Here is a 21,585-nt window from a genome sequence, read left to right on the forward strand (position 1 = left end):
AAGTTCTTCAGTCAACAACATTGTACCAATTAATAAGAAAAAAGTGTGAAAGAAATACCAGGAAAATAAGAAAACTTTTTGTCTAAATTAATTTTGGTACGTTGCTTCCATCCGATAAATCGGTTGACCCATTGATGAAAAACGCTCTTCGTACTCTGTTCGGACGTTATCTTCCGGTTCATTCGCATGTAAATCAAGTGACATCCAGTCGAAGCGCATGCCGTATGCTGACATCGTCATCAAACTCGATTCGAACAACTTCCGATTATCTGTCTTGAAGTGGATTTGACCTTTCGCTGGTAAAATATCTTCATATGTCGAGAGGAATGTTTTATACGTCAAGCGGCGTTTCGCATGACGTGTCTTTGGCCATGGATCAGAGAAGTTCAAGTACACGCGGGACACTTCACTTTTTTCAAAGTAATCACGTAAGTCTTTTGCATCGACCGTCAAGACGCGAACGTTCGATTGTGGTGTTTCGACCAATTTTTGAACGATCGTCACGGCAACGCTTTCGAATAGTTCGATCGCGATGAAGTTGATATCCGGGTGTTGGTGCGCCATTCCGGTAATGAATGCTCCTTTCCCTGATCCCACTTCGATGTAGATCGGGTTATCATTCTTGAACTCGCTAGCCCATGCTCCTTTAAGAGATGCTGGTTCTGCTATATAGATCGAGGATTGTTCCTTCATATAATCCTGCGCCCATGGTTTATGTCGTAAACGCACTATCGTTCATCCTTTCCAAACTTAAATTATCCGCAGATAAGTTTATCATGATTCGGGTAATTATATAAGAACTTCTTCGTTTCCTATCGAAGAATGTTCAGCAGTTCGTCACTTGAGAAATAGTGAGCATTCTAATACACTTAAGGTACGTAAGAACCGAAAAGGAGGGCTATACTGTGGATGATTTCTTGATTAGTTGGGCATCTCCCATCGTTCTCGTCTTGGGAATCACTGCTTTGTTCGTCTGGGCGACTTTCGGAAAAGTCGACGTCGAATAAGGGCAATCTCTGTACCTTGTGTAATCATACACAAGGTACTTTTTTTATTTTCTAAATGATTTTAGGTTGGTTTTACCATGAAACAGATGTATACTTTTTCTGAAACAGATAATTTATTACAGCTATCGAACACCAAAAACGTTGGTAAAAAGGAGAATTGTAATGAACGAAAATAAAAACAGCGATTCAAAAGAATTAGTACAGAAGAAAACAGGTGCGGATCTCGTCGTCGATTCACTCATCGAGCAGGGTGTCGATTACATCTTCGGTATTCCCGGCGCCAAAATCGATTCCGTCTTCAATGTGTTACAGGACCGGGGACCTGAACTCATTGTTGCACGCCACGAACAAAACGCTGCCTTCATGGCTCAAGCCATCGGACGCTTGACGGACAAACCGGGTGTCGTCCTTGTGACATCTGGTCCTGGGGCATCGAATTTAGCGACTGGTCTTGTGACGGCGAACTCTGAAGGTGACCCTGTTGTCGCAATTGCCGGAGCTGTCACACGGGCCGATCGTTTAAAACGAACACATCAGTCGATGGACAATCAGGCACTCTTTACACCGATTACGAACTTCAGCGCGGAAGTACAAGATGCCGATAACATTCCAGAAGTATTATCCAATGCTTTCCGTACAGCAGAAACGACTTCCGGGGCTGCTTTCGTTAGTATCCCTCAAGACGTCGGATTGAGCGAAGCGAACGTCACGGCATTCCGTGCGGTTGAAGCACCGAAGCTCGGTGTTGCACCAGAAGCTTGGGTCGAAGAGACGGCTCGCTTGATTCAAGATGCGAAGCTGCCTGTTTTGTTACTCGGTATGCGCGCGAGTCAGCCAGATGTCGTACACGCGATTCGTTCGTTACTCAAAAACGTCTCGATTCCTGTCGTTCAGACATTCCAAGCAGCCGGCACATTATCACGTGAACTTGAATCGAATTTCTATGGACGTGTCGGACTGTTTCGCAACCAACCGGGTGACGCATTACTCGCAGAGGCGGATCTCGTGCTCTCGATCGGCTATGACCCGATCGGCTATGATCCGAAATTCTGGAACCAACCGACGCACGACCGCACGCTTGTCCACATCGATCAAATGCGCGCTGAAATTGACCACTTCTATCGTCCAGACCGTGAACTTGTCGGTGATATGGCGAAAACGGTCGATGCGATCGCTAAACGCCTGCAACCACTCACTTTACCTGAGAGTTCCGTGCAATTCCTCGAAGGATTACATCAACGTCTTGTTGATCGCGATGTTCCTCCAGTCGCGGATTCTCCATTGACGCACCCGCTTTATTTCATGAAGACGTTACGCGAAAAAATTGCGGATGATGTCACGGTCACAGTCGATGTCGGCTCTCACTATATCTGGATGGCTCGTCATTTTCGTTCATATGAACCACGCCACCTTCTCTTTAGTAACGGGATGCAAACACTCGGCGTCGCACTTCCTTGGGCAATCGCGGCAACACTCGTACGTCCAGGAAAAAAAGCTGTCTCGATTTCAGGTGACGGCGGATTCCTCTTCTCTGCAATGGAACTTGAGACAGCTGTCCGCTTGAACTCACCACTCGTCCACTTCGTCTGGCGCGACAGCGGATTCGATATGGTCGCGTTCCAACAAGAGATGAAATACAAACGGAAATCCGGTACGTCATTTGGTGACGTTGATCTCGTCAAATATGCCGAGAGCTTTGGAGCAAAAGGACTTCGCGTCAATCATCCATCTGAACTAGCCGCGATCATGGATGAAGCACTCGCGACAGACGGTCCCGTCATCGTCGACGTCCCGATTGATTACCGCGACAACATCGCGCTCGGAGAACAAGTTCATCTCGATCAATTGAACTAAGGAGGATTCACATGGCACACGATAAAACACTCGTCCAGATTTCAACGATGATGGCATTGCTCGACGGGGTATTTGAGAGTGAAGTCACGTATGCTTCCGTTCTTGATCAACGTGATTTCGGTATCGGAACGTTTGACCACTTAGACGGTGAGATGATTGGATTCGATGGTCAATTCTATCAACTCCGCTCAGATGGTAGTGCTCGACCGCTCCAACCTGAGACGACGACACCTTTCGCGACATTAACCCGTTTCGAGCCGGAACAAACCCTGACCGTGACGGAAGAGATGTCAAAAGCGACGTTTGAGCACTGGCTGAACGAACAACTCCCAACGATCAATAGCTTTTATGCTATCCGGATTGACGGAACATTCACGGAGGTTCAGACACGCACCGTCGCACGCCAGGAAAAACCGTTCGTTCCAATCACGGAAGCTGTCGCTTCTCAAAGCGCTCGTACGTTCGAGCACACGGAAGGAACGCTTGCCGGATACTATACACCACGATTTGGTCACGGTATCGCCGTCGCCGGATATCACCTTCATTTCATCGATGCTGCTCGCGCAGGTGGTGGTCACGTCTTTGACTACACAGTTAAGAACGTCACCGTCACATTCGAAGAAAAGCCGCAACTTGATTTACGTCTACCGACGACAGCGGCTTATCGATCGGCAGATCTCGAAAGTCATGATATTGAAAAAGAAATTAAAATCGCTGAAGGTTAAGCAAAAAAGCGTGTCGTTCCCTTTCGGAATGACACGCTTTTTAGTCGTTTGAGTATTCAAGTAGCTGTTCAAGAAAATGATAACTGTCGTCGACATCCGGATGACGCGTATCTTCATACCAGTAGAGTGACAATACTGCTTGCGCTACGACATACCAGTGCATTCGTTGTTTCAGATCACTCGTCAATGGATGTCCATAATGTTCGAACCATTCTGGCCAAGCCGCTTCGTCGACATAACTATATAACATCATTCCAAGATCGTACGCACGGTCGGCAATGATCGCATCATCCCAATCGTTCAGATAGAGTTGACCATCTGCTCCCGTCAACCAGTTATTGTGGTTCAAATCTGAATGACAAACGACCTGCTCATCTGTTCTTACCTGCTCCAGATTTTGTTCGAGGTAAACCATCGCATGTTCCACGAGCTCCGGATCCTCTAGATCATCCGGTTGGAAGTACAAGCGACATTGTCGCAATAACTCATCAGGTTCGATCGGGCGCTGGTCAAGCTGTTGTAGCATGAACAGTAATTCCTTCGAATCATGGATTTTCCCAAGCAAACGTGCTACTTCAGGACGTTCCATCATTTCGGGCTCCAACTCGTCGCCTTCAATGAACTGTTGGGCGCTGATGACGTCCCCACTATAAATCCGTTTCGTCCATAATAACTTCGGAACGATTCCGTCTGCGGATAAAATCGCCAAAAACGGCGATGAATTTCGTTTTAAGAACAACTTCGATTGTCCGGTTGAAGCGATGTACGCTTCTCCTGTGATTCCACCTGCTGGCGTAAGGGTCCAGCCTTCGCCAAGCGCATCTAAAATATCTAATTCCATTATAATCCGCTCAACTTTTTTAGTAGATTTGCCTAAGGCACAATGCTTATCTTAACACGTTGCGATCGTCGTTGACAACGGAAGGACCTGAATCCTGTTGACACCTTTCAGAAGCGGGTCGACCGATGCATCATCCCCTTGTACATGCACATTCCAGCGCGAATGATCAAGTGAGACTTCCACGATTTCACGCGTCGTATTGTAAACGATGAGCGTGCGTTGCCATGCATCGTACGAGTGGACCGCTCCAAGTTCATAAGCAATGACACCCGGGCGTAAGTCGATGAAATGAAGCAGCTCGCGAATCTGATTCGCTCGGTGCAAACGGAATCCGCCATGCATTCTACGAATTTGCAAAATTGTCTTGATGTATGTGACAAGGGACAGATGATCATCCCGCCGTTCCCAGTCCATTCGATTGATCTCGTCTGGTGCGTTATAGCTGTTTTCAACACCTTGTTTCGTGCGCAAAAATTCTTGACCTGCGTGAAGAAACGGAATCCCTTGCGCAAACAAGGCAATCGTCTGAGCTAAGCGACTCATCCGCAATAATTGCTGTTCATCTGCCTCTGGACAAGATAACTTTAATTTATCGTATAACGTATGATTGTCGTGCGCCTCGACGTAATTGATGGAATAGGTAGGTTCCGGAAAACGTCCGTACGTTTGATTGTCGATATGGACACTTCCCGCAATCCCGTTTCGGACCTCCCCTTCCTTCCAGCCATCTCCCGCAACGAAACCTCGGTCGAATTCACTGAACGTCGATCCTTTTAACGCGTCACGGAACACATCATTAAAATGGGCGATCCGCGGCATTTGCGCAGCGGAGGCACTCATCGCCTTTAATCGTTCCGGTAACGCTGTCGCGAGATCCCACCCTTCTCCATACACCAGAATCGTTGGATCAATCGCATCGAGCGCCGCACGAACATCATTCATCGTCTCAATATCATGAATCCCCATCAAATCAAATCGAAAGGCATCAATCCGGTAGACTCGAGCAAAGTACGTCAAACAGTCAACGATCAGACGGCGCATCATGAATCGCTCAGATGCGGTATCATTTCCGACACCTGTTCCGTTCGATAGTGTTCCGTCTACTTCGTAGCGAAAATAATAACCAGGGACAAGCTGTTCGAGAGAGGAGCGTTCTCGAATGAAGACGTGATTCATGACGACATCGAATGTGACACGAATGCCTGCTTCATGGAGCCGCTCTATCATTTCCGCGTATTCTCTGACACGAACGAGTGGTTCAACCGAACTCGCATAACTCCCAGCTAGCCCGAACCAAAGCATCGGGTCGTATCCCCAGTTATATGGAGACCGCGTACGTTCATCGGTCGTCTCAAAAAAGTGGACTGGTAGCAATTGCAGATGGGTGATCCCGAGATCCAGGAGATAATCAAGTCCCGTCGCATGACCTCGAGGAGAGCGCGTTCCTCGTTCCGTCATCCCTGTGTATTGACCCGGATAACTTGAACCAGCTGAGTGATCGATCGTGAAATCACGGATATTCGCTTCGTAGATGACAGCGTCTGACGGTTTGACGAACAGAGGACGCGCGACACGCTTCGGGAACCACTTGGTCATCGTCCGTTCGACGTCAACGATGACGCCGTATCGACCATTCTCCGATATCGCACTAGCGTACGGATCAACGACCTCTTGTGTGCCAAGGTATGTCGTCACTTCATACCGATACCAGCACTCTGCGATATCTTGTTCCAGTTGAAGATGATAAGTACCTTGCTCGTGTCGCTCCATTTCGTACTTTCCGAGCAACCGTTCATCTTGATCGTACACGACACACATGATCCGTTCTGCGACCGGTGACCAAACAGCAAAGTGAAATGTACCCTTTTCTTCCCAGACACCGAGCTTCCCTTCGTAACGGTACTTGCGCTCGAACGCTTCCGTCCGGACTAACCGGTCAGGAACGACGCGAATCGACCTCCCTGCTCCGAACACCTCATATCGGCATTCGAGCTCGACCGGTTCCAGAACCGTCAATTCATAAATCACCAGTTGTTCCTCACGGTGTGTTTCGACTTGCTGGATCGCAAGTGATTGTCCATCACATTCAAGCGACCAGTGGATTGACGGATTGCCTTCGACCTCGACTCGGATGCTTTGGAACGATGAGAACTCCGCCCGGATCACTGGTATCGCTACTTCTTGGTTTGTCATCTCTTTCGCAACGACAATGCCGTCGCTCCCTCCCTTACTCTTGAATGCGTGACTGTTCCTCACTTTGGATCGCCATTTGAAACGGAATCGATACGGTTTCCTTTAGGATTTTTTCACACACACGCATTTGAGCAGCTTTTGTATGAGTCGCATTCCCATTCATACGATTCAACCATTTAGGAAAATCCACTTTATTGACATACGTCGTCGTCGTTTCTTTTGGAATCTTATCAAAATAACCACTTGGAGCTAAGATGACTCGTTCGATCGGTAAATCGTAATCTCGTCCAAGAATCGTATGCAAAATGTCTTCCGTTCGTTTTAAACTGATATTCGGGTTCAAAATCTGTTTCACAGATGCTTTGAACGGTTGTTCCCGCCACAACTTATCTCGTCGAATATGATAAATACTCTCTTCACCATCGAGCCATTCCATGATATAGATCGCGGACGGACCGACGACAAATGGACTCAACTCGACTTCTCCGACTTGATAGTGAATGACCGCCCGATAAAACATCGCATATTGTTCATTTAGTAGATGCAACATCTGATAGAAGTCTAAATGACGTTTTAATGGAATCCGCCAAATGTCCTCCTCCCCTGCTCCGCCAGCGACGTTCAAGAGTTTTTGTAACTCGAGACGTTTTTTGTACCATTTATCAAACGCTCTTCGAGATAATTGTTTACCCGGAAGTTGAATGACTTCACTTTTTTTCATCACTTGCCACCACTTCTTCGGACGGATAAGCGTCTCCCCTGGAAACAATTCTCCTGTCTCCCATTTGCGATAAACGTTCGTATAATCAAGTGCCTGGTGTTCAACAAATCGTTTCGTCATCTCTAGCGGATTTTTTTCAAATCGACTATCTAAGTCATATAGTTTCATCAAAATTGCGATGGGGATCACCTCATTCCTCTTCACCTAGATGAATCCGATAAACCGGCTCATATCGCGGTGAAACCTCTGGTCGTACTTCAAATAGAACGAGTTCACGAACAGTCCACTCTATTGATCGGATCGGACTCGTCTTCCATTCGGCTGCCTCAGCGCGCCACTTTTTCGCGATCGTGACATGCGGAACGAATGGTCTGGTCGAATTCGGATCAATCTGTTCCACTAATTGAAACAATTCTTCCGATTCCGTTCCAAATCCAACGACGCGTGGTCGTTCATCCCGACCGAACGTGATCAAACGATCGAATCGTAGCACGAACGGTTCCATCGTACGCGCGATCTGCTGTAACTGCTGTTTCCACGACTGCTGTTCTTTTTCCTCCAATGGACCGAAAAAACGAAGTGTTAGATGATACTCTTCTAACGTATAGACGTTACGAAAGTACTCAGGTAGCGATAACCGTTCAGCAAGATTTGCCAAATCTTTAGAAGGGATCGGCAAAGCAATGAAAAAGTGTCGTTCTTGTCTCATCGTCGCGCTCACTCCTTCATACGACCACTGATACCATACAGAATCGCGCCTAGGATACTACTACTTGTATATACCCAAAAGACGGTATAGATTGTACTCTCCTCGAGTACAAAACCACTCATCAGATTAAACAACGCGGTCGCGAGTCCCGTCGTCGTCGCCATATATGTACTGACGGCTGTTGCGACCATCGTCTCTGGAACGAGCGATCGCACATAATCTAAGGCGACAGGGATCAACAGACCAACGATCATTCCTTGCATCGCAGATAATACCCACAGCATGACGATTGGAAGTTCTAAAGCAATCATCGCCGTCCGCGCAGCCGACAACAAGGAGACGAATACCAGAACCGGAATCGCTCCGAATCGTAATAACAGACGCGAGGCGATGCGCATGAACGGAATTTCGCACAGAACGGCGACAAAGAATAATGTTCCGACGAGTGCCGTCGTCTCACCACGAATCGTGACGTAGCTGCCAAAGTAATAATTGTTGGCGAAGATTGGTCCAAAGATCAAACTCCCCCCTGCTAGGAACAACAAGAAGCGCCGATTCGAGAAGAGTTGTTTTAACGGTACTGGTTGCTGATGTGAAACATGGACGCTGCCCGTCTCTTCAATGCCGATCAGCACAAGGAAACCGAGCACCCATGCTGCACCAGTTGCGTAAAAAATCAAATTTAGTCCGCCACCCTCAGTGATTTGCCCAAGAACAAAAACAGCTAAAGCGAACCCTGCTGAGCCAAAAAGACGTAAAGCGCCGTAATCCACTTTACGCTTTCGCGTGTACTCGATCGCTAATGTATCCACGAGCGGAATATGCGCGCACTGGAACAACGCCCAAACGCAAGAAATCAATAATAAAAGTAGATAAGCAGACGTCAGTAAGTAACTGAGTGTAAAAATACCGGCAGCAAGCATCGCGACGAGTAAGAGTCGTTTTGGTTTTCCGAGTCGGTCTGCCGCGATTCCCCAGACAGGTTGTAGAAAAATGGAGAGAATCGGTCCAATCGCAACGATTGTTCCAATCTCTGAAGCCGACAGTCCGAACGCATCGTTCGAGAAATAAAGTGCGAGATACGGAATGAGTGCTCCTTGTCCAAAGAAAATAAAGAAATATAAGGCTTGGAAATGATAGGTTTGACGATTTTTCACACGGAACTTCCTTTCAAGAAGCAATCCCCCCATCTTTACGATGCGGGGATCATCAATCATTATTTTGCGAGCTCATAAATCGCTTCTGCATAGATTGCGACAGCAAGCAATAGTTCATCAAAATCAACATATTCATCGACTTGGTGGGCAACTTCAGGACCACCCGGGAAGACTGGACCAAAAGCAACTCCCGCCGTCAATGAACGCGCATATGTGCCGCCACCAATTGCTATCAGATCAGCTGATTGGTTCGTATGGCGCTCATAGACGGCACTTAGCGTCTTGATCAATTCATGGTTTGGATCAACATGGTGCGGTGTCATGTGCGTCCGCGTCTGCAATTCAAAACCATATCCTGCCGCGGCTTCCTTGATGATTTGCAAACGTTCCGTGAAGTCTGCTGTATACGGGTAACGGATATTGATTGATGCCGTTCCTTGCTCTTCGGCGTAACGGAATACACCGCCATTGATCGTTAAGTCACCTGTCTCGTCTGAAGCAGCGACACCCATCGCTACACCGCGAGAATCCCGGAACATATGCGTCACGAGTTGAATGTAACGACGACCGTTATAATCCAAGTGAAGCGTATTGAGGAAACGTGCCAAATGTAAAGCAGCATTTTTACCATTGTCCGGCTCCATCGCATGGGCTGCGACACCATTGACATCAAGTATGAGACCTTCCGTTTCTTGCTTGACTGTTCCCGTCAAACCTTGTTCTTCAAGATAAGCATGGAAATCCGTCTCAAGCGTTCCTACTTCGACGACACGAAGAAGCGCTTGGGCATGACCTGGAACCATGTTCGGACGTTCGCCACCTTCAAAACGAACGAGATGGTAGCCTGTATCAGATGCTTGCGCTGGTTTCCCTTGAATCAATAACCCATCATAGAGTCCTTTTTCCGCATTGATGATCGGGAAGTCGGCATCTGGTGCAAAACCAAGTGTTGGCATCTCTTCATGTTTGAAGTAATGATTGACACAACGCCATTCACTCTCCTCATCCCCTCCTGCAATCAGACGGATGCGCTTCGAGAGTGGTAAGCCAAGTTCTTTGACGATTTTCAAAGCGTAATAAGCTGCCATCGTCGGTCCTTTATCATCGATTGCTCCACGTGCATACAGTTTTCCATCTACAAGCGTCGGGTTGAATGGACCGTATGTCCAGTGATCGCCACCAGCTGGTACAACGTCTAAGTGACAAAGAATACCGAGTAACTCTTCCCCTTGACCATATTCCAAATGTCCTGCATACCCATCGACATTTTTTGTCGTGAACCCATCGCGTTCCCCTGTCGCGAGCATCCAATCGAGGGCACGTTTGACTTCATGACCAAACGGCGCGCCCTCTTCGATCGTGGATTCGTCGAGTACACTCGGAATCCGTAATAATTCTTTTAAATCTTCTAATAAGTCCTCGCGACGTGCGAGTACTTCCTCTTTCCAATTCACCATCTGATTTCGCTCCTTCATTACGGGTTTTGGATTCGTTTCCTATACACCTTCCTAGTATAGCGAATATTCGTTCAGATACGAACATCCAAATTCTGTTTTCTTTTTTATTTATTGAAATGACGAACATTAATCTAAAATAAAACCTAAATCATCGACTTTACAAACCATTTGAATATATTTTTTATGAAAACGTTCGGTTAAATTACTTGCATTTTAATATCAAAACGTTATACTAAAGGCGAAACAACTGGATATTGCATTGTCTTTTGTCACCCGAAGCTTTAGAACACTATTCTATCCATTGGGGGAGTGGTTATACCAATGAAAGATTCTACAGACCGTATGTTGACCCGGATTAAATCGATCTATCTCTACATCCAAGAGAACGGAGCTACTACGACAGCAGAGTTGGTTGAAGAGTTTGGCATCACTTCAAGGACCGTCCAGCGGGATTTGAACGTGCTTGAATACAACAATCTCATTGTGAGCCCTCGACGCGGTACATGGACGTCGAGTAAGAAACAAAAGCAAGCGGGTTGATCCACTGTTTCACTATGTATATCTTTCGATGACGCGATTCTTCGCGTCTTTTTTTGTTATCTTTTTTAAAACGTGGGGTATAGCTATTGGGAGAAGGAGATGATGAGAATGAATATTTTAATCATTGGAGCAAACGGAACGACAGGACGCAAGATGGTCGAATTGATCGCTAAACAAGGAGATCACCAAGCGATCGCGGTCGTACGGGAAGAAAATCAAATCAACGATTTGATTGCACTCGGCGCATCTGAAGTCAGACTTGGGGATTTGACGAAGGATGTCAGTGGCGTTATCAGTAACGCGGACGTCGTCATCTTTGCAGCGGGTGCTGGTGGCGCATCGGACGAATTGACACGCGCCGTCGATCAGGAAGGTGCGATCAAAGTCATCGATGCAGCAAAAGCCAACGGGATCGATCGTTTCCTGATGCTCAGTTCAGTCGGTACGGAAGAACCGAAAGGCGAACTAAAAGTGTATCTTGAATCGAAAGCAGCAGCAGACGCTCACCTCAAAGAAAGTGGACTCGACTATACAATCGTCCGTCCTGGTCCGCTCAGCTACGATGACCCAACAGGTACTGTTGAAACGAAAGAGCATTTTGATTCATACGAAGATCGTAAGGTGTCTCGTGACGATGTAGCAGCGCTGTTCGTTCACTTGATTGATCATCCGACACAATCTCGTGTATTCGAAGTACTCAGCGGTCCTTATCCGATCGCAGAAGCACTACGTAATCAATAATTAAATCCCACAATAAAAGGCGATGGAATGTACATTCATTCCACCGCCTTTTTGCTTTGCTTATTCAGGTTGCCAATCAAATAACGACAATTCCTCTTGTGTCAGTTCACGGTAGTCCCCGAGTGCAAGTGCCGAATCAAGCTCTAAACGACCAATCGAGCGCCGTTTCAAGAACGTGACCTCTTTACCTAGGGCAAGCATCATCCGTTTGACTTGATGGAACTTCCCTTCCGTGATCGTCAATTCAAGCGTTGAATCTGTTTCTGTCGTCGATAAGATGACGAGTTTTCCTGGCTTTGCCTGATAACCGTCTTCTAAGGTAACGCCTGCCGCAATTGCCTCGACGTCTTCTTGCGTCAATACACCTGTCACTTCCGCGTAATACGTTTTTTCAACGTGTTTTTTCGGAGACATCAAGGCATGATTGAACGCTCCATCGTTTGTCAGTAACAACAAACCTTCTGTATCCTTATCAAGTCGTCCGACCGGAAACGGTTTGAAATACGTCACGTCTTCAAACAACAGATCGATGACGGTCTCATCTCGTTTATCCTCCGTCGCACTAATGACACCCGGTGGTTTATTCATCATCAAGTAGATGTATTTTTGATACGTGACCGGTTCGCCGTACATCAGAACCTGTTGTGACTCGACATCGACATGTTGTTTCGGATCACGAACGATCTCACCATCGACTTGAATTGCCCCTGCCTTGAGCAAAAGTTTTACTTCTTTTCGGGAGCCTGCCCCCATGTTGGATAACAATTTATCTAGACGCATGATTTCGTCCTCGTTTCAATGAAAATTTACGCCCTAATATGACCTCTGCTAAACCACTCCAAATCGAAAGTCCAGCGAAAATCACGATTCCAACTACCGCACCGATGATCAGGATCAACAGAGATGCCCATGTCGTCTCTGGTAAGAAGGACACCATTCCCCACTTCACGAGCGCGACAACCGCCCCCATCAACGCACTAATGATTAGAATTAACGATGTCCGGCGCAAGACGGTACTGAATGGAAACTTCACTGTTTGTGTGATTCGGAAGAACATCAATCCCGTCGCAACAAGGTAACCGATGATCGTTGCATAACCGGCACCTGTCCCGTCACCTGTCAAATGAATCAACGGTGCATTCAAGAGATACTTCGCAAGTAGTCCGGCAATCGTCGCAACAATCGTGAAGTATTGCCGGTTGATTCCTTGTAGGACTGCCGCTGTGACCGAATACAAGGCGAGGAACAACGCACTTGGCGCATAACTTAAGAGATAGACCCATGCTGCCTGATCTTTCGGGAAGAGCACATGGAACGTTTCTTCACTGAGGAGAATCATCCCGACGACTGCCGGAATCGTAATAAAGAAGACGAGTTGATAAATCTGCGAGATTTGAGCCCGTACTTTCCGCATATCTCCCTGTGTGAATGACGCTGTCAACAGTGGCGTCGCAGAAAGCGATAATCCAGTCGCAACAGATACTGGAATCAGAACGATTTTATGACTATCCGCAATCAGATAGGCCGTTGCATTTCCAGCAGCTTCGAGTGTATAACCGATACTTTGTAATGCTGCATTCATCGTATTCTGGTCGATGACTTGATAAAGCGGCGTCGAAACGCCTACCATGACGATTGGAATCGCATAGGCTAACAACTCTTTGTACAAATCCGTTAACGGGCGATCCGGCGAACGGACGGTTTGAGTTGCACGGAGTTCTCGTAATCCACTCGCACGTTTACGGAAATAGTAAATCAGAACGACTATACTTCCGATTGCTCCAATAAATGCGCTGAATGTTGCAATCGTCGCTGCCCATGCTACCCCAGAATCAAAGAGATAGATGGCGATGCTGACTCCTGCGAGCAAGAAAATGATTCGGACGATTTGTTCTAAGATTTGTGAAATCGCGGTCGGTCCCATCGATTGATATCCTTGGAAGTATCCACGCGTCATACTCATCGGCGGAATCAAGAGTAAAGCAAAACTGACTCCTCGAATCGTCATCGTGACGGCATCGACGTATGCCGCTGAATCGACGTCCCCACCCGGAATCGCTCGGTGGGCTAAATACGGAGCGAGGAAGAATAAGGCGAGAAAAGAAACAACGCCGGTCAAGGACATGATTTTCAAACCCGATCGATACAATCGCTCACTCGTATCGTATTCCCCAAGCGCATTATACTTGGCGACGAATTTTGAGACGGCAACGGGAATTCCCGCTGTCGCGACACCAATCATGATCGTGTAATAGTTGTAGGCATACGTATAAAACATGATACCTGTAGCACCGACCATGAACTGGAATGGAAAGAGGTAGATCAAACCTAGTGCGCGGGAAATCAGTGACGCACCGGATAGGAGCATCGTCCCACGAACGAATCCCGCATTACCGGGAGAAGTGGACTGTTTATTGTTGACTGTGGACATGGTAACATCCCTCACGCTTTCTAATTTTTAAACTCGACACTCTAATCATGACTGTCTCATTATACAAGTTCTCTCGTACACAATTGCAAATCATTATACCGCTGTCTTTCTGGAATTGAAAGAGACGGTTTGTTTACAGTCGCAACTTCTGCTAAAGTGAAACAAGCAGAATTCTATGAATGAGGTGACCATATGTACGATGTAATCGTAATCGGGGGCGGACCGAGCGGCTTGATGGCAACGCTCGCCTCCTTACAAGCTGGAGCTCGAACACTCCTGCTCGATAAAGGGAATAAATTAGGACGGAAGCTCGCAATCTCTGGCGGAGGACGCTGTAACGTCACGAATCGAAAACCACTCGACGAGCTCGTCCAGTCGATTCCGGGAAACGGACGTTTCTTATATAGCGCCTTCTCTCAATTCAACAATGAATCGATCATCGAACTCTTCGAAGGATTTGGCGTCGCACTTAAAGAAGAGGACAACGGTCGGATGTTCCCTGTCTCAGATAAGGCAGCGGATGTCGTTCGTGTATTGATTGATCAAATCCGTGCGCATGGTGCCGAGATTCAAACGGATGCGCAAGTCGCTACGCTCGATTTCCATCCAGACGGTGCTTTTGCAGCTGTCATATTAGAGAATGGCATGCGTCTTGAAGCGAAAAGTTGTATCGTCGCGGTCGGTGGTCAATCTGTTCCGCATACCGGTTCAACGGGTGACGGCTATCCGTGGGCTGAAAAAGCGGGTCACACGATCACGGAACTCTTCCCAACGGAAGTTCCGATTCTGTTAGGTGATACGTTCATTCACGAAAAAACATTACAAGGGCTGTCGCTGCGTGACGTCGCTCTAACGGTCCACGGTAAAAAAGATAAGGCGATCAAGACACATACAGGTGATCTACTGTTCACACACTTCGGTTTAAGTGGTCCGATTGCTTTACGGTGTAGCCAATATACGATCAAAGAACGCAAACGTTCGAAAGAAACGATCGTTCATCTATCGATTGATCTCTTCCCGGACGAATCCCTCGGTGCCTTAACGGAACGTTTCCAAGCAGCCATTGCCGCAAATCCCAAGAAAACAGTCCGCAATGCTCTTCGTGGTTTCGTACCAGAACGGTTGCTTGAACTCCTATTCGCTCGAATCGGCTTTGGCGATGAAGTCTGTACACAAGTGAAGAAACAAGACTGGACGGACTTCCTCCAACAATTGAAACGATTCCCACTCAGAGCAACGGGAACGCTCGATTTTGATAAAGCCTTCGTCACGGGTGGCGGCGTCTCGATCAAAGAGATTGATCCAAAAACAATGATGTCAAAAAAAGCCGAACGGTTATTCTTCGCTGGTGAAATTCTTGATATTCACGGCTATACGGGTGGATACAACATTACAGCCGCGTTCGTGACGGGTCATTGCGCCGGTAGCCACGCTGCAGAAATGGCACGTGACACTGTCTCTTAATATGAACAAGACCCGATTCGTCTGTGTTAATCAGAAGAATCGGGTCTTTTCTTTTTATGCATCAGTCAATCGGTGTGAACGATCGGCTCGAAAACTTATCTGTCTCGACTAAGGCAAACAATTCATTATCCTGTACGAAAATCCCTTTTGAACCATAGACCTTTGGACTTGCCGTCTCTCCCGTGATCGTCTGATCTTTCTGATCAATCGAATAGAGATAGAGTGCTTCTGAATCAAGTGTGTAGATGCGTCCTTGTCGTTCCGCAAGACCAATTGGTCGGAAGTCTGATTCGAATACTTTCTTCGCATCACTTCGCATCCCATTCGCCGGTTCAATTTTACTTCGTTCTACGATCGATAAATACGGCGGCTTTTGCTTTTTCTTTAAAGCGCGTTTTTTCTTTTCCGACGCATCTGGATCAATCTTAATTTTATCCTCTTTCATGGCGAAACGAGTCAATTCCACACGTCCGATTGCACGGATATGATTGATCGTATAGAATTCCTTTTTCTTCGAATCATATCCAAGCCCATGGAAACTGTCTCGAATCGTCGTCCCCTGTACTTTTTCACGTTTTTCTTCGCTCCAGACACCATCTTTTCGCGTGATTGTCACGAGAATCTGATTCGATGTCAATAAAGCGACGGTCTCTCCGTCAACGAGTGTCATGCCATCGAGGCCAGAAAGAAGTAATTTCCCTTCTTCTAATTGGAAGGAGGCATTGATCCTCTCACCTGTTCCACTAATTTCAAAGAAACGATAATCGTCTGTGACGACGAGGTACGACCCGATGGAATCATCATATAACATCTGCTGGACATTCTTAATTAATGGTTCTTCCGGATTCGGAATGGCTGAAGGCGTTTTCGTCGGCACCTGTTTGACAGCTGCCTGATGCTTCGATTGCGTCTCGATTTTCGCGAACGTTTCCTGAATACGCGACATCGTCTCTGGTTTTGAGAAGACGAGCAGTACACAAAGAATCAAACCCGAAACGACGGCAAAAATCGTTGTATAGACTATATAAGATCGTTTCATTGATGGTAATCGCCTTTCTTTCTCGGTTTCTGATTCAGTGTATCAGAAGGACGTTCAAAAAAAAAGCGGACTTGCGACGGAAATGAAGAAACCCCTTCCATTCGTATCAAGTGAACGGAAGGGGTCATGACTTAGTTCGCGACGATATTGATGAGTTTTTTCGGTACGACGATGACTTTTCGAACCGTCTTGTCGCCGATCCATTCTTGTGTCTTTTCGTCGGCAAAGGCAAGTGCCTCGATTTCTTCTTTTGTCGCGTCGATGTTGATTTCGATTTTCGAGCGAACTTTTCCGTTCACTTGAATGACGAATTCCATCGTATCGCTGACGAGTTTCGATTCATCGAATGTTGGCCATGCCGCATACGTCAATGTCTCTTCAAATCCAAGTTGTTCCCAGAGTTCCTCACCAAGGTGCGGTGCAACTGGTGTTAACAATTGGATGAATCCACGAAGGAAGTGACGCGGAAGCACCGGCTGTTTGTTTGCTTCGTTGACGAAGACCATGAGTTGCGAAATTCCGGTGTTGAACTGGATGTTCGCGAAGTCTTCCGTAACCTTCTTGACCGTCTGGTGGTATGTCCGTTCGAAGTCAGCATCGACTTCTGTGACATCTTGAATGTCTGCTGTCCGTTCGAACAAGCGCCAGACACGATCGAGGAAACGACGCGCACCGTCAAGTCCGTTCTCAGACCAGGCAACTGATGCATCGAGTGGACCCATGAACATTTCATACAAGCGTAACGTATCCGCACCATGCGATTTAACGATTTCATCCGGATTGATGACGTTACCGCGTGATTTCGACATTTTCTCGTTGTTCTCTCCAAGAATCATCCCTTGGTTGTATAACTTCTGGAATGGTTCTTTTGTTGGCACGACGCCTGCATCATACAAGACTTTATGCCAGAAGCGTGCATACAATAAGTGGAGAACGGCGTGTTCCGCACCACCGATGTAAATATCGACTGGAAGCCAGTATTTTAATTTTTCTGGATCCGCGATCGCCTCTTCATTGTGCGGATCGATGAAACGAAGATAATACCAGCAGCTTCCGCCCCATTGTGGCATCGTATTCGTCTCGCGACGCCCTTTCATTCCTGTTTCAGGATCCGTATAATCCAACCAGTCTTCCGCAAGCGCAAGTGGTGATTCGCCTGTACCAGACGGCTTGATCTCCGGAATGATTGGAAGTTCGAGCGGTAATTCCTCTTGGCTAAGCGTCTTCATCGAACCATCTTCCATATGAACGACTGGGATTGGCTCACCCCAATACCGTTGACGACTGAACAACCAGTCGCGGAGACGATACGTGATTTTCTTGCGTCCGACTTGATTCGTTTCGAGTTCAGCAATCATCGTCTCGATTGCTTCTTGTTTTCCAAGACCATCAAGCATATGCGAGTTGACGTGTTCGCCCTCTCCTGTATAGGCTGCTTCATCGACGTTCCCACCCGCGACGACCTCAACGATTGGCAAGTCGAATTGTTTCGCGAATTCATGGTCGCGCTCATCGTGTCCTGGAACTGCCATGATTGCACCCGTTCCATAAGAAGCAAGGACATAATCAGCGATCCAGATCGGAAGACGATCACCTGAGATTGGATTGACGGCGAAAGCACCCGTGAAGACGCCTGTTTTTTCCTTCGCTAAATCCGTCCGTTCGAGGTCTGACTTCGTTTGGACTTGCGAAATGTACGTATCGACGGCTTCCTTGTGATCCGCTGTCGTGATGTCAGCTACGAATGGATGCTCCGGCGCAAGCACGAGGTACGTCGCACCAAAGATTGTGTCCGGACGTGTCGTAAAGACCGTGACTTGTTTTTTATGTCCATCAATCGTGAAATCGATCTCAGCACCTTCTGATTTCCCGATCCAGTTCCGTTGCATCTCTTTAACAGAATCCGGCCAATCGAGGTCATCGAGATCTTCAAGAAGACGATCCGCATATTCCGTGATTTTCAAGACCCACTGACGCATCGGAACACGCACGACCGGATGATTTCCGCGTTCAGATAATCCGTCGATGACTTCTTCATTCGCAAGAACGGTTCCAAGTGCCGGGCACCAGTTGACCGCGACTTCGTCCACGAACGCAAGTCCTTTTTCATACAACTTCGTAAAGATCCACTGTGTCCATTTGTAGTACTTCGGATCCGTCGTGTTGATTTCACGATCCCAGTCATAGGAGAATCCAAGTTCTTTCAGCTGACGCTTGAACGTCTCGATGTTTTTCGCTGTGAATTCACGTGGGTCATTCCCTGTATCGAGGGCGTATTGTTCTGCTGGTAACCCGAACGCATCCCAACCCATTGGGTGCAAGACGTTGTATCCTTGCATCCGTTTCATCCGCGCGAGGATGTCCGTTGCCGTGTAGCCTTCCGGGTGTCCAACGTGGAGTCCAGCACCTGACGGATACGGGAACATATCAAGGGCATAAAACCCTTCTTTTTCTGGATCTTCTGTCGTGACGAAGGCGTTGTCTTGATCCCAACGCGCCTGCCATTTTGGTTCAATTTCGCGATGATTGTACGGCATGTCTTTTCCTCCTCTAATCTAAAAAAAACCGGTCCTCCGCCCCTAGGAATAGGGACGAAAGACCGGTTTGGCTTCCGCGGTACCACCCACGTTGTCTGTCTATGACAGACCGCTTGATTCACAGATAACGGTGTGAAGGACCGGATTCGCTACTACGACTTCACGAATCGTGCTCCCTGACGAGTTCACGGTTGTTACCGACTGGTTCGCACCTTCCACCAGCTCTCTTGACGGCACCTTTCCCCTACTACTTCAGTTCCCTGCATTTGACTATCTTTTCCTAGTGTAATCTGTTTCTTCCTCAAGCGTCAACGCTTCCGTAAAATTTCCTCGATTTCCGCATGCGATCGCGCAATATGATCTGCTTGTTCTAAGCGTTGCGCTGGCATCCGGTCATCAAGAAGCGCAATCACTTCCATACCTGCTGCTTTTGCGCCGATCATCCCGTTTGCAGCGTCTTCAATGACGAGACAATTCTCAGGTGCGTGCCCGATTCGTGATGCCGCAAGTCGAAAAATCGCGGGATCCGGCTTCGAACGCACGACTTCTTCCCCACTGACGTAATGCGTGATTGGAAGCTCGTAATGACGGATGACGCGTTCGATTTTTTGAAGCGAACTCGAAGAAGCGATCCCGATATCGTAACCAAGAGACGTCGCTTGTTCGATGACTTGTTTGACTCCCTCTTTTAAACCACACGCCTCTGGTTTTGCATGAATTTGAAACAAGCGATGTTCTTCCTCAAGTAAAGCACTCGCTGTTTCTCGGAGCTCGTGTTGCGCGACAAGTTCTTCCCACATCTCATCTCCTGTTTTCCCCATGAATGTCGCATACTGAACCGGATCGAGCGGAATCGATAACGTTTTGAACATCTGCTGGTGGACCTCAAAGTAACGGATTTCACTATCTAAGATGACCCCATCCATATCAAAAATAAGACCTCGTTTTTTCAAGACACATCCCCCTCAATTGATCTATCATGATTTCAGCATATCAAAAAAACGACTACACGATGTAGTCGTTTCACCTTCTTCATTTAGTTACTGTTTAACTTGTCGCCATTTGGACACTGGTTTGTCGGTAAGCCGGAAAATAATCCGAATTAGCATCTGACCCGTATCGTGTACACAACTGATCGTATATGGCTGGTTGAAGAATCGATTTTCCTTGATGATACTCAAATAAACGGTACCCGGTGTAACGACATTTACTCTCAAAGAGACTATCTCGTTCTTGATATCCACCTCCGAGATGTTGTTCGACGAGACCGCGTTCTTTCGCCTGAAGAATCGCTTCGTACTCAAGTCGTTGATTCGGGAACATCTTCGCTTCGTCCCGCTTACAACCAATCAAATGACCGTGGGCATATTCTTTTCCGAGCAATACGAAGTATCCACCAACAGGTTCTCCGTCGATTTCCGCAATCAGTAACAATGGCTCACAGAGTGGATTCGCTTCAAATAATTGCTCAAAATAACTCGCCGTAAAATAGTAATGAGCCGAAGCATTCTTCCGGTCCATCGTTTCATGATACAACGCCAAAAAAACAGATAAATCGTCTCGTGTTCCTGTTCTAACGGTTAACGGTGAAGCGAGCGATTTACGAATCATACTTCTCGTTTTCTTATGGAACGTCTGCATGATTTCTTCTAGTGAGGGGCGCAAATCAATGCTCGTCGTATGACGGATGAAAGAAGCTTCCGTCCAGTTACGCATGAGTCGTTCATTGCCCGTCAACGGATTAAAGCGAATCATTTCCGAGACGACCGATTCTTGCTCCGCCCACCTTTCAAACGATAGACGTGCATGCTGCATTTCAGTTGCGGTTAAGCGACCGACGATTTCCGGTCCGCCGTAGCCATACGGCGTGATGAGATCTGAATAAGGCGTATCAAAAATCCGACGCTTTAAAAAGGGATAGAACAGTGTTCCCGCATGACCTTCATAACGGAATAACACCGCTTGCTCAGACGGTCTAGCGTTAAGCGTGACGTATTGGTGACTGTAGAAGATATCAAGAGGCTGTTGCTGTACGTGTGTCGTCCAAGTTGCGGCATCTGTGATGAATTGACACCTTTCCATTCGTGCACCTCCAGTCAAAAAGAAGCAACGTTCACATGAACTTTCTTTTCAAGTTCTTGATTAGAAAGTACCCGTTTCTTTGCCGAA

At 47.2% G+C, this 21,585-nt stretch carries 19 protein-coding genes and 1 other annotated feature; of the genes, 6 read left to right on the top strand and 13 right to left on the bottom strand.

Annotated features, from left to right (window positions below; all coding sequences use genetic code 11):
* Positions 1–87: 87 nt before the first annotated feature.
* Positions 88–729, bottom strand: coding sequence for a tRNA (guanosine(46)-N7)-methyltransferase TrmB (trmB, locus tag N179_RS15135; protein WP_058264705.1), 642 nt, complete (start codon positions 727–729; stop codon positions 88–90).
* A 176-nt stretch (positions 730–905) separates the two neighbouring features.
* Between trmB and cydS the strand changes: the two genes are divergently transcribed.
* The 3 genes from cydS (at position 906) to budA (ending at position 3,586) form a co-directional block, all read left to right on the top strand.
* Positions 906–1,007 (top strand): cytochrome bd oxidase small subunit CydS family protein, encoded by a 102-nt coding sequence (gene cydS, locus N179_RS17300; RefSeq protein ID WP_023469087.1) that lies wholly within the window; start codon positions 906–908, stop codon positions 1,005–1,007.
* 162 nt (positions 1,008–1,169) lie between these two features.
* On the top strand, positions 1,170–2,861 hold the full coding sequence (gene alsS / locus N179_RS15140; RefSeq protein ID WP_055968796.1) for an acetolactate synthase AlsS: 1,692 nt from the start codon (positions 1,170–1,172) through the stop codon (positions 2,859–2,861).
* A gap of 11 nt (positions 2,862–2,872) precedes the next feature.
* On the top strand, positions 2,873–3,586 hold the full coding sequence (gene budA / locus N179_RS15145) for an acetolactate decarboxylase (protein ID WP_023469089.1): 714 nt from the start codon (positions 2,873–2,875) through the stop codon (positions 3,584–3,586).
* A gap of 40 nt (positions 3,587–3,626) precedes the next feature.
* Here the strand turns inward: budA and N179_RS15150 are convergent, their stop codons facing one another.
* The 6 genes from N179_RS15150 to pepV are packed head-to-tail and all read right to left on the bottom strand — an operon-like array spanning position 3,627 to position 10,664.
* Positions 3,627–4,427, bottom strand: a complete 801-nt coding sequence (locus tag N179_RS15150) for a phosphotransferase family protein (protein WP_023469090.1) — start codon at positions 4,425–4,427, stop codon at positions 3,627–3,629.
* Between the two features lie 51 nt (positions 4,428–4,478).
* Positions 4,479–6,683, bottom strand: a complete 2,205-nt coding sequence (gene pulA / locus N179_RS15155; RefSeq protein WP_244150247.1) for a type I pullulanase — start codon at positions 6,681–6,683, stop codon at positions 4,479–4,481.
* A complete protein-coding gene (locus tag N179_RS15160; protein WP_235515936.1) occupies positions 6,655–7,530 on the bottom strand; it encodes a hypothetical protein in 876 nt (291 codons plus the stop codon). Before N179_RS15160 ends, pulA begins: the two co-directional genes overlap by 29 nt.
* A 1-nt stretch (position 7,531) precedes the next feature.
* Positions 7,532–8,050, bottom strand: a complete 519-nt coding sequence (gene thpR, locus N179_RS15165) for an RNA 2',3'-cyclic phosphodiesterase (RefSeq protein WP_035396473.1) — start codon at positions 8,048–8,050, stop codon at positions 7,532–7,534.
* A gap of 8 nt (positions 8,051–8,058) precedes the next feature.
* Positions 8,059–9,207 carry an MFS transporter gene (locus N179_RS15170; protein ID WP_050678602.1) on the bottom strand — a complete coding sequence of 383 codons (1,149 nt, stop codon included), beginning with the start codon at positions 9,205–9,207 and terminating at the stop codon, positions 8,059–8,061.
* A gap of 59 nt (positions 9,208–9,266) precedes the next feature.
* Positions 9,267–10,664, bottom strand: a complete 1,398-nt coding sequence (gene pepV, locus N179_RS15175; RefSeq protein ID WP_023469094.1) for a dipeptidase PepV — start codon at positions 10,662–10,664, stop codon at positions 9,267–9,269.
* 321 nt (positions 10,665–10,985) lie between these two features.
* On the opposite strand from pepV, the gene N179_RS15180 reads away from it, so the two are divergent.
* Both N179_RS15180 and N179_RS15185 read left to right on the top strand, forming a co-directional pair.
* Positions 10,986–11,204: a DeoR family transcriptional regulator gene (locus N179_RS15180; protein ID WP_023469095.1), complete on the top strand. Its 219-nt coding sequence runs from the start codon at positions 10,986–10,988 to the stop codon at positions 11,202–11,204.
* Positions 11,205–11,312: 108 nt separating this feature from the next.
* Complete coding sequence (locus tag N179_RS15185; protein WP_023469096.1) at positions 11,313–11,945, top strand: SDR family oxidoreductase; 633 nt, start codon at positions 11,313–11,315, stop codon at positions 11,943–11,945.
* Between the two features lie 60 nt (positions 11,946–12,005).
* Here N179_RS15185 and N179_RS15190 read toward each other — a convergent pair whose 3' ends face one another.
* Together N179_RS15190 and N179_RS15195 are read right to left on the bottom strand one after the other, a co-directional pair.
* Positions 12,006–12,725 (bottom strand): pseudouridine synthase, encoded by a 720-nt coding sequence (locus N179_RS15190; RefSeq protein ID WP_023469097.1) that lies wholly within the window; start codon positions 12,723–12,725, stop codon positions 12,006–12,008.
* Complete coding sequence (locus N179_RS15195; RefSeq protein ID WP_058264703.1) at positions 12,712–14,376, bottom strand: putative polysaccharide biosynthesis protein; 1,665 nt, start codon at positions 14,374–14,376, stop codon at positions 12,712–12,714. Before N179_RS15195 ends, N179_RS15190 begins: the two co-directional genes overlap by 14 nt.
* 192 nt (positions 14,377–14,568) lie before the next feature.
* On the opposite strand from N179_RS15195, the gene N179_RS15200 reads away from it, so the two are divergent.
* Complete coding sequence (locus N179_RS15200; protein ID WP_075643129.1) at positions 14,569–15,840, top strand: BaiN/RdsA family NAD(P)/FAD-dependent oxidoreductase; 1,272 nt, start codon at positions 14,569–14,571, stop codon at positions 15,838–15,840.
* A gap of 61 nt (positions 15,841–15,901) precedes the next feature.
* Here the strand turns inward: N179_RS15200 and N179_RS15205 are convergent, their stop codons facing one another.
* The 4 genes from N179_RS15205 to N179_RS15220 form a co-directional block, all read right to left on the bottom strand.
* Entirely contained in the window at positions 15,902–16,879 is a 978-nt protein-coding gene (locus N179_RS15205; RefSeq protein WP_075643130.1) for a hypothetical protein, read from the bottom strand.
* A gap of 131 nt (positions 16,880–17,010) precedes the next feature.
* Positions 17,011–19,416: a leucine--tRNA ligase gene (leuS, locus tag N179_RS15210; protein WP_029342384.1), complete on the bottom strand. Its 2,406-nt coding sequence runs from the start codon at positions 19,414–19,416 to the stop codon at positions 17,011–17,013.
* Positions 19,417–19,463: 47 nt separating this feature from the next.
* Positions 19,464–19,686, bottom strand: a binding site (T-box leader).
* A gap of 38 nt (positions 19,687–19,724) precedes the next feature.
* Positions 19,725–20,369 (bottom strand): HAD family hydrolase, encoded by a 645-nt coding sequence (locus tag N179_RS15215; protein WP_055968810.1) that lies wholly within the window; start codon positions 20,367–20,369, stop codon positions 19,725–19,727.
* Positions 20,370–20,463: 94 nt separating this feature from the next.
* On the bottom strand, positions 20,464–21,498 hold the full coding sequence (locus tag N179_RS15220) for a GNAT family N-acetyltransferase (protein WP_075643131.1): 1,035 nt from the start codon (positions 21,496–21,498) through the stop codon (positions 20,464–20,466).
* Positions 21,499–21,585: the final 87 nt, after the last annotated feature.

It is taken from the genome of Exiguobacterium indicum HHS 31, from assembly GCF_001939065.1.
Classification (GTDB): Bacteria; Bacillota; Bacilli; order Exiguobacteriales; family Exiguobacteriaceae; genus Exiguobacterium_A; species Exiguobacterium_A indicum.